This is a genomic window from Chitinophaga sancti (assembly GCF_034087045.1).
Lineage (GTDB): Bacteria > Bacteroidota > Bacteroidia > Chitinophagales > Chitinophagaceae > Chitinophaga > Chitinophaga sancti_B.
Genome location: NZ_CP139247.1, coordinates 6,934,957 through 6,949,413, shown reverse-complemented (window position 1 = coordinate 6,949,413; position 14,457 = coordinate 6,934,957). Strand labels below are relative to the sequence as shown.

General features: G+C 41.5%; 12 protein-coding genes and 1 tRNA gene. 4 read left to right on the top strand and 9 right to left on the bottom strand.

Features of this window, described 5'->3' with window-relative positions:
- The first annotated feature begins 630 nt into the window (after positions 1 to 630).
- Both SIO70_RS27930 and SIO70_RS33555 read left to right on the top strand, forming a co-directional pair.
- Complete coding sequence (locus SIO70_RS27930) at positions 631 to 816, top strand: hypothetical protein (protein WP_320576412.1); 186 nt, start codon at positions 631 to 633, stop codon at positions 814 to 816.
- Between the two features lie 111 nt (positions 817 to 927).
- Entirely contained in the window at positions 928 to 1,431 is a 504-nt protein-coding gene (locus SIO70_RS33555) for a group II intron maturase-specific domain-containing protein (RefSeq protein ID WP_414017944.1), read from the top strand.
- A gap of 615 nt (positions 1,432 to 2,046) precedes the next feature.
- On the opposite strand, the gene SIO70_RS27925 is transcribed toward SIO70_RS33555, so the two are convergent.
- From SIO70_RS27925 to SIO70_RS27905, 5 genes are all read right to left on the bottom strand, one after another.
- Entirely contained in the window at positions 2,047 to 2,931 is an 885-nt protein-coding gene (locus tag SIO70_RS27925; protein ID WP_320576410.1) for a glycerophosphodiester phosphodiesterase family protein, read from the bottom strand.
- Between the two features lie 4 nt (positions 2,932 to 2,935).
- Complete coding sequence (locus SIO70_RS27920) at positions 2,936 to 4,333, bottom strand: RagB/SusD family nutrient uptake outer membrane protein (protein WP_320576409.1); 1,398 nt, start codon at positions 4,331 to 4,333, stop codon at positions 2,936 to 2,938.
- A gap of 9 nt (positions 4,334 to 4,342) precedes the next feature.
- Entirely contained in the window at positions 4,343 to 7,462 is a 3,120-nt protein-coding gene (locus SIO70_RS27915; protein ID WP_320576407.1) for a TonB-dependent receptor, read from the bottom strand.
- A 128-nt stretch (positions 7,463 to 7,590) separates the two neighbouring features.
- Complete coding sequence (locus tag SIO70_RS27910; protein ID WP_320576405.1) at positions 7,591 to 8,595, bottom strand: FecR family protein; 1,005 nt, start codon at positions 8,593 to 8,595, stop codon at positions 7,591 to 7,593.
- Positions 8,596 to 8,658: 63 nt separating this feature from the next.
- Entirely contained in the window at positions 8,659 to 9,258 is a 600-nt protein-coding gene (locus SIO70_RS27905; protein ID WP_320576403.1) for an RNA polymerase sigma factor, read from the bottom strand.
- Between the two features lie 133 nt (positions 9,259 to 9,391).
- Here SIO70_RS27905 and SIO70_RS27900 point away from each other — a divergent pair, with 133 nt between their 5' ends.
- The gene (locus SIO70_RS27900; protein ID WP_320576401.1) at positions 9,392 to 9,640 is read left to right on the top strand and encodes a KTSC domain-containing protein; all 249 of its coding nucleotides are present in this window, start codon (positions 9,392 to 9,394) and stop codon (positions 9,638 to 9,640) included.
- A gap of 45 nt (positions 9,641 to 9,685) precedes the next feature.
- On the opposite strand, the gene tkt is transcribed toward SIO70_RS27900, so the two are convergent.
- Together tkt and SIO70_RS27890 are read right to left on the bottom strand one after the other, a co-directional pair.
- A complete protein-coding gene (tkt, locus tag SIO70_RS27895; protein WP_320576399.1) occupies positions 9,686 to 11,707 on the bottom strand; it encodes a transketolase in 2,022 nt (673 codons plus the stop codon).
- A gap of 65 nt (positions 11,708 to 11,772) precedes the next feature.
- Entirely contained in the window at positions 11,773 to 12,441 is a 669-nt protein-coding gene (locus SIO70_RS27890; RefSeq protein WP_320576398.1) for an FAD-binding oxidoreductase, read from the bottom strand.
- A 225-nt stretch (positions 12,442 to 12,666) separates the two neighbouring features.
- On the opposite strand from SIO70_RS27890, the gene SIO70_RS27885 reads away from it, so the two are divergent.
- Complete coding sequence (locus SIO70_RS27885) at positions 12,667 to 13,146, top strand: DUF4157 domain-containing protein (RefSeq protein ID WP_320576396.1); 480 nt, start codon at positions 12,667 to 12,669, stop codon at positions 13,144 to 13,146.
- A 49-nt stretch (positions 13,147 to 13,195) separates the two neighbouring features.
- Here SIO70_RS27885 and SIO70_RS27880 read toward each other — a convergent pair whose 3' ends face one another.
- Together SIO70_RS27880 and SIO70_RS27875 are read right to left on the bottom strand one after the other, a co-directional pair.
- Complete coding sequence (locus SIO70_RS27880) at positions 13,196 to 14,155, bottom strand: hypothetical protein (RefSeq protein ID WP_320576393.1); 960 nt, start codon at positions 14,153 to 14,155, stop codon at positions 13,196 to 13,198.
- A gap of 146 nt (positions 14,156 to 14,301) precedes the next feature.
- Positions 14,302 to 14,374, bottom strand: a tRNA-Gly gene (locus SIO70_RS27875).
- Positions 14,375 to 14,457: the final 83 nt, after the last annotated feature.

Here is a 14,457-nt window from a genome sequence, read left to right as displayed (position 1 = left end):
TTGATAGCAGATTAATTTTAAATATTTGATTTTGATTTTGGTTGATAAAATGATCCGCCGCTACCTTTCAAGGTAGTGGCTTTTTTTATGTGCGCTCAGCATGTTCATTAACTCTACGGTGCAAGTCCGGAACGAGCGGGGTAGTACGAATCGTTAGCTTAAGGCAAGGCTGTCCATCGCGAGGTGGAATCTGAAGGAAGCCGGCGGCAAACTTCCGACCTTACGAACAGAAACCGTTTCAGGCCAAAGCGGCTGGATAATGCAGCATATTGTGCAGAAGTCCCAAACTACCCGGAAGCTAGCATGGTAAATACGGAAGGTACATGGAAGGAAAGTGAATGAACTTACCCGAGGAGATCTGCCAGCGAATCCCCGCTATGGAGCAGAAGTCATATTAGGTTTCAGGAATCGAGCCGTTGGAAAGAACGGAGGTCTCACGAGCAACTGAAGGACTGAATGTCAGAACAGGGGTTTAAATTTCATGATTTACTATTATGTGTTGAAAGCCGAAACACGTTAGAGAACTCCGGGATTGAGAAGGATGCCGGCAGCAGAATTCCATGTCGGAGGAACTTAGCATAATAAAACAACGGAGATGGAAACCGCAATGCAAGTTTACAATGTATTATCATGTTGGAGGAAATTCTAAGCAGAAGGAATGTTGAGAAAGCGCTTGAACAGGTAGAAGGGAATAAAGGAGCCGGAGGTATCGACGGGATGAAATGGAATGAACTGCGAACCTTTATTACCCTCCACTGGCAAGAATTTCGGCAATCCATTTTAAAAGAGACCTACCGCCCCACAGCGGTAAGATAGGTAGAAATAGAGAAACCCGGAGGAAAGAACTCGCAAAACGCGGACAATCTTTTATTCGGTATGCTGACGATATCAGCATATACGTGAAAAGTGAACGCGGGGAAGCGGGCAATGGAAAGCGTGATCAGTTTTATTGAAAAGCGACTGAAACTAAAAGTCAATCGTGATAAGACAAAAGTGCAACGTTATTCATTATCATCGCTGCTTGGCTTTGGTTTCCATACACCCCGGTGGAAAGTATGGAACATTCGGGTATCGAAGAAAAGCATAAATCGGGTAAAAGAGAAATGCCGTGTGATAACTACCCGAAACAACGGATTGTCAGAAGAAGCACGCATACAGAAATTAAAACTACTGATCAGGGGCTGGATCAATTACATATCCATCGCAGGATCAGTAAAACACCAATTGTTAAGGCTGGATAGTTACGTTCAAAATCGCTTGCGAATTTGCCTTTGGAAACAATGGAAACGACCGGGCAGCCGGTTCAGACAACTTTGTAAGCTGGGAATTGACAAAAAACGGACAGGCTACATGCTTATAGTCATAGAAAGTATGCACGTATGGCACAGGCCTTTGGTGTATTGCGTGCACTTTCTAATAATTATTTTATAACAAAGGGGCACATAGGATTCTACGAAACTTACCAACGAATAACAGGGAGACAAACATCATTGTTCTGACAAACCGCCGTATACGGACCCGTACGTACGGTGGTGTGAGAGGTCGGATAGCCAACTAATGGCTATCCACCTACTCGATTGACTAAAAAATAATTTCAGTAAAAATTAGGTGATAATTTGTTTTATATAGAATTATTGTATGTTTAATTGAAGTAAAGACCAGGATCCGACCCAACATTGATACTGTAGCGTAGAATTTGTTCGGCTAAATTTTTAAAAGTTTGTTTGTCGCCTATACCGTGTCCAACTTACTGAGAGAAGATTTATGGACGTGTTGATTGTCGTGTAACCCTCAAGCCATGAGGCCTGGTATAGAATTTACGTGCATTTTCTGCACTTTTTTTATACAATTTTATGATTATCTCTTTAATTTACCTCCATAAAGTTCTCACAAAATTAAAATTGGAAATACATAACAATGAATTTATAATTAAATAATATAGAAAGCCTCAGACCTTTCGTCTGAGGCTTTCTATCAAAACAAAGGTATATCTGTCATGATGGAGGAATAAAGAGATTTTCAACGAATAGTTGGATAATTCGAAGATTACTTATGTAGTCCCTTTTTTCTTAAATAGGCTAGTAATAAAGCAGGTCTGTCTGTTTGAATAATATTAAAGCCTTTATCCAGCAGCCATTGCCAGCTATCTTTTATATTGCCATCATCAAAAGCCATATCATCGTAATGACCGCCATTCAGGCTAGGCCATAAGGCATTTACCCATAATCTTGATTGTTTGATTTCTTTCAGATGGGATAAAACAGCAGAAGTGTCTCTTTTAAATATCAGTTCAAAAGCGGTAGGTTTTATCTGTGTTATTGCGTCCTGGATGGTGTTGAATGCTTCTGCTTCATCCAGTGATACAATAGACATGTAATATATCTTTTTCAATACAGCAGCGTAATCATCTTTCACTTTAGTTGCCAGTGCATCTCCTTTAAAAATAGCCTGTTCAACAGTGCCTGTTTTTTCAAGTACTGCATAACATTCATTGATATACCTGTAAGATTTATCCAGGTTCACCATTACTTTTCCTTTTGCAGCCAGCATCACTTCTTCCAGTGTAGGAATCCTGTGTTGAGTAGGAACACCGCATCCGTTCCTTAAATACAGTTTCTTCAGGGAGTCCAGTGTAAAATCTCCCACCTTTCCTTTACCGGTAGTGGTTCTGTCTATTTTCTCATCGTGCATAATGATTAGCTGACCATCTGCGGTTTTCTGTACATCTAATTCCACGATATCCACACCCATTGCGATGGCCAGTTTAATAGCTGCAACAGAATTCTCCGGAGCATCGCGCCAGTCTCCTCTATGAGCGGCTACCAGTACTTCTTTCCCTGTTGGGTTCTTAAATTCACTGATAATAGCATTCACTTGTGACTTACCCGACAGTGCGGATAACAATAATAAAAAAGTAAGTAGTTGTTTCATATGATTAATTATAACCTTCATTTTGTTTCACTGTAGGATCTGTGTTTATTTGTCCCTGTGGCACCGGCATTAAAAGATTATGTGCGTCAATCGTGGTCAGTATGCCATTATCACTAAACCATTTATTTATTACTGTTATGGCAGTACCTGTGCGTACCAGATCGAACCAGCGTTGCCCTTCTCCTACCAGTTCAAGTCTTCTTTCCAGGTCTATGGCGCTCCTTACATCGACCTGCGTGAGAGCATTGGTGGCAGTAAGGCCCGCCCTTGTTCTGATGGAGTCCAGATAAGAAATAGCGGCGGCGGTTTTCTCCAGTTCATTCTCTGTTTCTGCCAGCATCAGCAATACATCGGCATAGCGTAATACAACCACATCACTGCCTCCATCTGTAATAACAGTCACTGGCAAAGAAAGTTTTTTACAATAAGGTACTCCTGAAGCAGTAACATCAATATATGTTCCTTTTCTTTTATCAGTAGCGGTATATAGATTGTATAAACTTTTTGTTGGCAGATTGTGTCCTTTTGCTCCTGACTGAGTACCGGAAGGGCTAAACTGCTGAAACATCGTACTTCCTTCGGTATTTCCATTTATCCCCGATGCAAACTGCACTGCAAATATAATCTCTGCATTGTTTTCATTACTGATACTGAAAACATCTGCCGGATTTGTTATCAGGTGGTGTTTACCTGAGTTAACGACTGCCATCAGCACTGTTTCCGCATTGGTATATTCTTTCAGTGTCAGGTATACTTTCCCCAGTAATGACTGTGCAGCCGTTTTGATTACTTTCCCTGGCTGTGTGGAAGAAACCGGCAGTTCATCAATTGCTTCTGTAAGATCTTTTTTTATCTGAATATATACATCTGCTGCCGGAGTGCGACCCTGTCCGAAATATACATTAGGATCTGTTGTTTCTTTCAGTGCTAAAGGTACATTTCCATATAATCTTACCAGGTTAAAATACAGCAATGCACGAATGAACTTCATTTCTCCTTTACGGGCTTCTTTAGTAGCAGGTATTGCATATGGAATATTATCAATACGGTTCAGTACTACATTAGCCTTCTGGATAGCCTTGTAAGAGTCCTGCCAGGCAGCCGTAATAATAGCATTGGAAGGGATCAGGGTAAACTGGTCCAATTGTCCGTAAATACCATCATCATTGGCAGGTACTTCATCAAAAGTATTATCAGAAGGGATCTCTGTAAGCGCAGGCATATACAGGCCATATAACCCGTTGAACTGTAAGTTGGCATATACTGCATTCACATACTCCTCTACCTCTGTTTCGGTACTTAGAAAACTTCCTGACTCTTTGTCAGTAGAAGGGTTCTGAAATAATTCCTTCGTACAGGAACTGCATAAGAACAATAATATGATAAAGCTGATCTTCTTCATGATAAGTAATTAAAAGGTGACGTTAAAGCCTGCGATGAATGATTTTGCTACAGGATAATTGGCCATTGACAATCCATTAGTTAATACATTGTCTGTAGACGTTGCATCCGGATTGTAGCCTCTGAAATCGGTAATAGTGAATAGATTGTTGGCGGTAACATATACTCTTACAGCAGACATTTTTACCCTGTAAGTCCATGCTGCCGGCAGGTTATATGCCAGCTGAATATTGCGCAGTCGCAGATAATCTGCTTTCTTAAAGAACATATTGGATGCGCGTGTCAACTTCCTGTTGCTGGATAAATTACCAAGATTAGGCTGGGCTAAGAATCCGTTAGGATTATCAACAGGATGATAACGGTTATCATAATAATATTTACTAGGTACAGAAAATCCTTCTCCTGCTTCATCAAACAAAGATATCTGCCTGTCATATATCTTTCTACCCTGAACTCCCTGAAAAGCAACACTCAATTCAAGTCCCTTATAAGAGAAATTATTTGAGAACCCATAGGTGAATTTAGGATTGTAGGTACCAAACCCCATACGGTCATTTGTATCAATCTTACCATCATGATTAATATCTTCCACTTTATAGTCTCCTGTAAGTGTGCCTGTCATGTGAGGGGTGTTATCGATATCTGCCTGTGTCTTATATACGCCCGTTACTTTATATCCATATAATTCAGCTATTGGTCCACCTACTCTTGTAAGGAAATTACTTTCAGCGCCTGAAATAATCTGTTGCTGACCTGGCGCCAATGCCATTACTTCATTCCTGTTAGTAGCAAGGTTTCCGCTAAAGCTCCATTTTACCGGTCCCAGGCCTATCTCTGTGCCAGATAACTCCACTTCAAAACCTGAGTTTTTAACCTTCCCAAGGTTTTGTATAGAGTTACTGAAGCCGGAAGCATCTGGAACGGGTACATTCAGCAGCAGATCTTTTGTAATAGCACTATAATAGTCTGCTGTAATATTAAAATGATTCCATAAGCGCAGATCAATACCCAGGTTGGTGGATGTCTTTGTTTCCCAGGATAGATTAGGATTGGGAGTAGTTGTGGCTGCAAACCCAGCTCCGAGTGTATTACCGTATACGTAATTAGAAGAGTTTACAAGTGCTTTTGAGCTGTATGATCCTATCTGATTATTACCGGATTGCCCATATGTAGCACGCAGTTTGGTAAAGGTCAGTACATTTGATTGCGGGAAAAATCGTTCCTTACTCAATATCCAGCCTGCTGTTACAGAGGGGAAATTTCCCCATTTTCTGTCATCACCAAAACGGGAAGAGCCATCCCTTCTTATTGTGGCAGATAAAAGGTATTTATCTTGGTAAGCATACTGTGCGCGGGCCAGGTAGGAAATCTGTATCCATGTATAACGGGTTGCGACTGCCGTAAATGCACTAGCACCTCCTATGTTAGTAATATTATTATCTGCAATACCTGAACCTGTTACAATGGTAGTTGATCCTGTTTCTTTCTGGAAAGTATAACCTGCCAGTACATCCAGGTTATGAGATCCCCAGCCTTTTGAATAATTCAGTGTATTTTCCCAGAGGTAATTCACATTCATGTTTCTTGTCTCTATCGCACTTGCTGGTTTAGGTGCAGCACCTCTGTATTGTCCTATATCGGAGGGATTATAAAAGTCGAACAGATTACTGACAACATCTGCACCCACCATTGTTTTTAGTTTAAGCCCATCCAGTAATTTATATGAAAGATATCCATTACCAAATGTTCTGAAAAAATCTCTCTTATTCTTAATCTTTGTAGCCAGTGCTACTGCATTTTCTCCCAATGCACCATCTTCAGGTGTATTGGCGATAATCTGTTTACTAATAGCTAATGATCCGTCTGCATTACGCGGACTGAAAAACGGATACATAATGTAGATATCAGCTATCGGATCATTAGACCAGTTAGTGTTATTATCAAAGTAATTTTGTGAATTACAGGAAGGATTGATGCTTACCCCCATATCAAAACGGTCAGATAATTTAGTATCCAGTTTGATGGTACCACTATAGCGTTTTAATCCGTTACTGATTACAATTCCCTGCTGATTTAAATAATTACCCGCCACATAATAATTTGTCTTTGAAGATCCACCGGAGATAGCCAGGTTGTAACTGCTCATCTGCGCATCTCTGAATACCTCATCCTGCCAGTTAGTATTAGTAAGCCCTGGTTGTTTTGCCAGGTAGGGATCCAGGTAATTCAGGCGTAGTTCACGCAAACTACCACCTTTTGCAATACGTGTAGCCCTGTCGTCGTTAATGCTTCTGTTAGCCGGGTTTTTTGACACATATCCCCAGTCTCTTGCCTCTGTAAAAAAGGTAGCCGCTTCATAAGCATCTGCATATTTAACACGATCTGCTCTTTGCTGTGTACCGGCATATACATCCAGTGATACTTTAAACTGATCTGCTTTTCCTTTTTTTGTTGTTACTAAGATCACGCCGTTAGCGGCCCTGGAACCATAGATGGCAGCGGAAGCAGGATCTTTCAGGATATCTACTGATTCAATATCCTGTGGATTGATGGAATTAAAAGAAGATCCTTCTGATAATGGAAATCCATCTACTACTATTAACGGACTTCTTCCTGCCGTTAATGTACCTATACCACGGATTACTATCTGGGGATCTGTACCTGGTTGTGCGGATGCATCATTGATAACTACACCAGCCGCCTTACCTGCCAGTTGCTGCGCAAAGCTACTCCCGTTATATCTACTGAGTTCTTTCGACTTCACCTGAGAGATAGCGCCGGTTACTCTAGCCCTTGATTGTTGCCCGTAACCAATCACCACTACATCTCCCAATGCTTTTGTAGCAATACTCATTCTTACCAGTAAGGAGTTATTATCACTGTCATTGATCAGATAAGCATTGGAAATATATTTTGCATACCCAACAGCAGTGAAAATAAAATCGTATTTACTACCTACTGTTAAATGATCAAATGTATAAATTCCTTTCTCATTGGTCATAGTAGCTTTGATATCCTTACTGCCGGTTTCATTCATCTGAACAGTAACGCCAGGCATACTCTCTCCTTTTTCATTCACCACCATTCCCTTGATCCTGGCAGTTTGCTGTGCCTGTACGCTAAGACTCATTAATAATAGACAAAGTGTTATAAAATGTCGAAAAAACCTGTGATGTTGCATTTTTTTCTTTTATAATTTTGACAATAGGTATTCTGTTCCGCCCATGAAGCGGTTACAGTATGCTTATAAATCCGGATTTACTGTGGTTTGCTGATGATTATTTTCCTTCCCTCTTTACTGAATGTAAGATCATTCATATTGCATATGGCTGCTAATACCACCTGCAGGGAGTCTGACTTTTCAAATTTTCCTGTGAATGACAATCCTTCTATTGCTGTAGTATCTAAATCAAACTGTACATGATAATAGCTGCCCAGTTGAGCAAATACCTCCTGCAACTTCGATTTATTAAATGACATGATAATGATATGCTCTCTTGCATGTACGTCTTTGGGCAGTATCGTATTATCAACATGAAATTGTTTCAGTACCGTGTTAACAACGAATTCCTGTCCTGGTGTTAAATACATTTCTTTCATTACAAGATCACTGCCCCTTGCAGCCTTTACAACTACCTTTCCTTCCAGTAGCTTTACTAACAGTTTATCCGGCTGTGAAGTACTTACAGAAAAAATTGTTCCTAAAGCTGTAGTAGTAAATCCTTTCGCGGTAACACTGAAAGGACGTTTATTATCTTTTGCTACTTTAAACAACGCAGTTCCCTCTAACAATATATTACGTTCCAGGCTATCAAATAATGGATAATAGCGAATTGTACTGCCTGGTTGTAACTGCACTTCAGTACCATCTGATAGTGAGAGTGCCTCCATATGTCTGCCGGTATTACTGTACTTCAATAATTGCGCTACAGATGCTGTCTGCTTCACGGGCAAATGAGTATCCCTATTTACATAAAAGAATCCCCATCCTGCTATAATAATCATCGCCGCGGCTGCCCAACGGCTCCACATAGTTATAATGCCTACCTTCTTAGGGACTATCAGGTGCTCACGTATTCCCTGTAATACTCTTTCTCCTGCCGGCTCACTTAGCAGTTCTTCATGATTGTCGGTATATGCCTGCTCCATATATTCTTTCCACGCAGTTTCATCACTGTTCATATACTCGAACAATTGTTTTTTTTCTACGGCGGTAAGCTTACCTGCCCAGAATCTTTCTATTAGATGTTGGATATCTTCCATTCAATAGTAAATACTCCCGGAGAGGATAAAAGGGGATGATTCTAATGTTACCAGATTGTTAACTCAGTAATTTTCGAGGAAAATAATCAGCAGGGATAAGGAAGTAAGACTTCTGGCGGTAGTATATTCGTCCTGTACATAACTTTTAATAAAACGTGTGGACTGTTTCAGGTAGTCTTTTACAGATGGCACTGAGATACCTACTATTTCTGCTACTTCTTCATAGGGCCTGCCTTCCAGGCGGCATAAACGAAATACTTCTTTCTTACGGGCGGGTAAATGGTTGATGGCATCTTCTACTATAGAAAGCTGTATATTGTAAAGCTCATCATCATCCTGTTCCTCCTGCGGAAGGTTTTCAGGATATTCATCCAGTATTATAGCCGATTTTAATTGCTGTTTAAGATAAGTAGCTGCCTTATTATAACTCACCACAAAAAGCCATCCACCTGCAGATTTATCCTGATGAATCTTTTCCCGGTTCTGCCAAAGAGCCAGGAATACTTCCTGTAAGATATCTTCTGCTGCTGCCGGCTGCTTTATCATCTTATATATATTCGCATATACAGCCTGCTTGTACTGATGATACAATATCTCAAAAGCAGCAAAACTTCCGCTGGCAAGATCATGGAGTAAAGATATTTCTGTTTTGGCCCCATCCATATACTGCAAAAGTACAGATTGGAATATGGGCTGTAAGTTATGAAATTGTAAATTTATATTATTCGGGACTTCCCTTATTTCACCATCTGTAAGCTAACGCTCTACGATTTTGAAAAAAAGGTGGAGGTGAAGTATGTGGTTAGCAAGTATTGATGATTGGCATAATCTTTTAAGGGTAAAAGTCATGCCTTCTTCAGTAATATCATATATGAACTATGACCCTGAAGCGCATCGCCTGAGGGTTCACTTTTTATCGGGAGCGGTATATGATTATATGGATGTGCCAGAAGACGTATATATGCAAATAAAGTCAGCGAAATCCAAAGGGATCTTTCTCAATAAAAAGATAAAGGGGAAATATTCATTTAATAAAATAAATTAAGGGAAGGCAGCCATAAGGAGCCTTCCCTTTTTCATATGCTTGCCATTAACCGATCAGTTTCTTTGCCTCAGCGACCACATTCTCCACAGAGAATCCCAGTTCCTTCAGTACTTCTTCTCCCGGTCCGGATTCACCAAAGCGATTGATGCCTAACACCTTTCCTTCAGTACCCACGTATTTATCCCATCCAAAAGGCGTGAGGGCTTCGATAGATATTCTTTTTACTATTTTTTTAGGCAGTACGCTTTCTTTGTAAGCGGCATCCTGTTCTTCGAACAGTTCCCATGAAGGCATGCTTACAACTCTGCTGCTTACACCTTCTTTACTGAGTTGTTCCTGTGCAGCCAGTGCCAGTGATACTTCAGAGCCGGTAGCGATCAAAATTAATTGTAATTCCTCACCATTATCCTGCAGTACATAAGCACCTTTCTTCACATTTTCGGCAGAAGGGAATTTTGACTGATCCAATACCGGTAATTTCTGACGGCTTAAGATCAGCGCAACAGGGCCTTCTTTTCTTTCCAGTGCCAGTCGCCATGCCTGTACAGTTTCATTGGCGTCTGCGGGACGAATGGTTACGAGATTGGGCACCACACGCAGCGCAGCTACCTGTTCGATAGGCTGGTGGGTAGGACCATCTTCACCAAGACCAACGCTATCGTGGGTGAAAACATAAACGACAGGCGCTTTAGTGAGGGCAGCTAAACGAATGGAGCCTTTCATATAATCGGAGAAGGTGAGGAAGGTACCGCCATAAACGCGCACACCTTTGTGTGCCGCCATCCCGTTCAGGATAGATCCCATGCCATGTTCACGAACACCAAACCAGATGTTTGTTTCCTCATAATGATCAGGCTGGAAACTCAGTTTTGAATCCAAAGGCATGTCATTGGAAGAGGCAAGGTCAGCACTACCGCCAAAAATGTAAGGAATGACCTTTTTTAAGGCCAACAGTGCCTTACCATGAGCCTGGCGGGTAGCAAGTGCGCCGTCTTTTTCTGTGAACACAGGCAGGCTATTTTGCCATCCTTCCGGTAATTCATCATGGGAGCTTAATTCCAGTTCTTTTCCTTCGGCAGGGAAAGCGGCTTTATATGCATCAAATTGCTTGTTCCATTCCTGTTGGAATTTTGCGCCTTCTTTGGTGCGGAGCAGCATGTGCTCTTTTACTTCGGCAGGCACATAGAATTGTTTGTCTGGGTCTGCGCCATAGAACTCTTTCGTCTTGCGCACATTTTCTTCGCCCATGGCGCTACCATGTACTTTATTGGAATCTGCCAGCGGACTACCATAACCAATGATAGTACGTACTGCGATAATAGATGGTTTGTCAGTGACCTGTTGTGCTTTCTTCACAGCAGCTTCGATGGCATTCAGGTCATTTCCATCTTCAACGATTTGCACATGCCAGTCGTATGCTTCATATCTTTTCAGTACATCTTCGGTGAAGGCGAGGCTGGTGGGACCATCCAGGGAGATCTTGTTATCATCATACAGACATATGAGTTTACCTAATTTCAGGTGGCCTGCCAGAGAGGAAGCTTCAGAAGCCACCCCTTCCATCATATCGCCATCGCTGGCGATTACGTAGGTAAAGTGATCGATTATTTTATGATCAGGCCGGTTATACTTAGCGGCGAGGTGTGCTTCGGCCATTGCAATCCCGATGGCATTGCCCAATCCTTGTCCTAATGGGCCTGTGGTCACTTCAATACCTGGGGTAAGCATGCTTTCAGGGTGACCGGGTGTTTTAGAACCAATCTGTCTGAAATGCTTCAGGTCATCGAGCGAAAGGTCATAGCCGGTGAGGTGAAGCATGCTGTATAATAAAGCAGAACCATGTCCTGCAGAGAGTACAAATCTATCCCTGTTAAACCATTTCGGGTCACTGGAATTGTAACGCATGATACGGTTAAAAATTACATATGCCATAGGTGCGGCACCTAATGGCAGGCCGGGGTGGCCGGAATTTGCTTTTTGTACGGCATCGATAGATAAAAAGCGAATGGTATTAACAGAAAGAGCGTCTATAGAAGTAGACTTTACTGTTGCTGAAGTGTCAGTCATAATATTAATTAATTGTGAGTGAGAGTATGTTTAGTTTATCTACAGGTTGGTAAAAAAGGGCGTCATTATTTTTCAAATACGACGGCATCTGCTTTGGCGCCCAGTTCTTCCAGTGCGGCACTGATGTCTTTTACCATCTGGTCAGGACCACATACATAAAAGTGTTTATTGAAATCTTTGATCTGTTCTTTTAAGTAGCTGGCGTCTATCTTCCTGTTGTCAAAGCCATCTTTCTTTTCTTTCGTCAGGGTGTGGCGGACGTTTTTTCCAAGGATCTGGTTTAGCTCTGATTCATAAATGATATCAGCGGCTGTTTTGTTCGAAAAGAAAAGATAATTATCGGTTATTTTTTGGTCCTTGTACAATTGTCGCAGGATGGCGATGAAAGGTGTGATACCAGCGCCACCGGCGATAAAGTAACCGGGACCTTTGTAGGAGATAGCGCCCCATACATCGTGAATGTTAATTGTGTCTCCTGGTTTTAGCTCATGCAGGCGTTTGGTGACACCATCATGATCCGGATATCCCTTAATAGTAAATTCCAGGTAGGGAGCTTCGTTCAGTGCAGTGAAGGTGAACGGTCGGCGTTCTTCTTCCCAGCCGGGGATAGAGAGGGAGATCTCAGTAGCTTGTCCCGGGACGAAGTTGTATCCTGTGGGCTTTTCCAGTCTAAAGTATTTTACATCGTGTGTGACATCGTGGATTTCGATGATCTTAACGGCATGTGATTCCATAATTCCTGTTTGGAGAATTGGCAGCATATAGAATGCCACAAATTCATTAACAATAGATTATACAAGAAATTGGTTGGAAATTACAACAAATGGGTTCTTTCGAACTGATCAGTCAGGTTTTTTGTTAAATTACTGAAAATTTCTGAAGTGAAGAATACCCTATAATAGTATATGATATAATGAAATCCAGAGAATTTTTAGTACATTACTCTACATTCTTTTTATATGTCATACGAACCTCAAATAACGCATCACAATCCTGCTGTTACAGATGATCGTCAGGGTACCGGTGGTATATCCCGCGAGGCAGTGCAGCCTTTTCAGCTAAAAGAAAATAATACTGGTTTACCCGATAACCTGAAGTCAGGGGTGGAAAATCTATCTGGTATTTCTATGGATGATGTGAATGTTCATTATAATTCTTCTGAACCGGCACAGTTACAGGCCCATGCTTATGCACAGGGGACTGATATTCATATTGCTCCCGGGCAGGAAAGGCATTTGCCACATGAGGCGTGGCATGTAGTGCAGCAGAAGCAGGGGAGGGTGGAGGCTACCATGCAGATGAAGGCTGGGGTACCTGTGAATGATGATGCGGGTTTGGAGGAAGAGGCGGATAGGATGGGGGATGAGGCTATGCAGTTTAAGTTGGAAGAGGAAGCGGATAAGGCGATGCAATTTAAATTGGACGAGGAGAAGGAATAAATGCACCAACAATATTTATTGGTGCATTTAGGAAGAATATGGTAATGGTTTATGCTTTCAGCTTCTGTACAATAATCTGGTACTTCGCTACTTTCTTTCCGGGCATAATATGTGCCTCACAACTCTTCATCGTAACCTTCACCTGAAAGGTATCATCACCAAACGTCAGCATCGGCGTACTACTTCCCGGCTTCAATTCCAGTGTCTGTGCATTGTGATCATTTTTATCCACTGTTATTGAAATAGCACCTGTCTGCTCATTGATACTATTTATCTTCACTGCAATCCCTTCAATGATCTCACTTGTATTACCCAGTGCAGTATATCTATCCAGGTCATACACAATTTCATAATTCTTTTCAGCAGTAGGTAATGACGTAGGCGGATGGATCATGCGTTCCTGGGCATATTTCTCCGCATTCAGTTTGATATTTGCAAACCTGTTGAGTTGTAATTGCCTGGTCGAAACACTGTCTCTCAACTGTTCCTGTTGTACCTGTAGTTTTACGATCTTATCATTATTCCCTTCTGACTTCGTTTTGGCGAGGGTATTGATCTTTACTTCCAGGTCCTGCTGCACCTGTTTAAAGCTATCTACCTTGATAGACGCTACCGCAACAGAATCTTTGTACTTGCCGATAGAATCAGTGATCAACTGGATCTTGCCCTGAAAATAACGTCTCAGAGAATCCCATCGCTGTTGCATATCAGCATCGGTAGTGGCGATAGACAGTACTTCGAACATCTCGGCAATCTTGTCGTATTTACCGAGAGAGTCGGAGGTATACAGGTTATTGTATTGGGTGATATAGGAGTTCAGGTATTCATTCTCCGTTTGGCGGGAAGAGATCTTTAGCTCATAGCCTTTATAAATACAGGTGGTAATAATGCCGGCTACCCCAATGATGAAGGTGCCCAGGAAAAATTTCCAGAAGTCGTAGCGGAACTCTTTAATTTTGATAATAGCCTCCTCAGATAGAGGTGCGCTGTTCTCTTTAGTTGTTAGCATAGGGATATTAAATAGGATGCAAAGGTACAGATATTAGATATTATTTCTATTTGTGAGAGTGACTTCTGGTAAACAAGTGGACGTTTCCGGCAGTCGACTAAATGAAAAAAGGGCATATCGTATTATCGATACACCCTTTATTTTTGAGCGGAAGACCGGGCTCGAACCGGCCACCCCGACCTTGGCAAGGTCGTGCTCTACCAAATGAGCTACTTCCGCGTTTGTATTATACCACCGGCTTTTTCCGTTGGGACGGCAAAGATATATAATTAATTTTATAAAAAACAAATTTCGTATAAAAA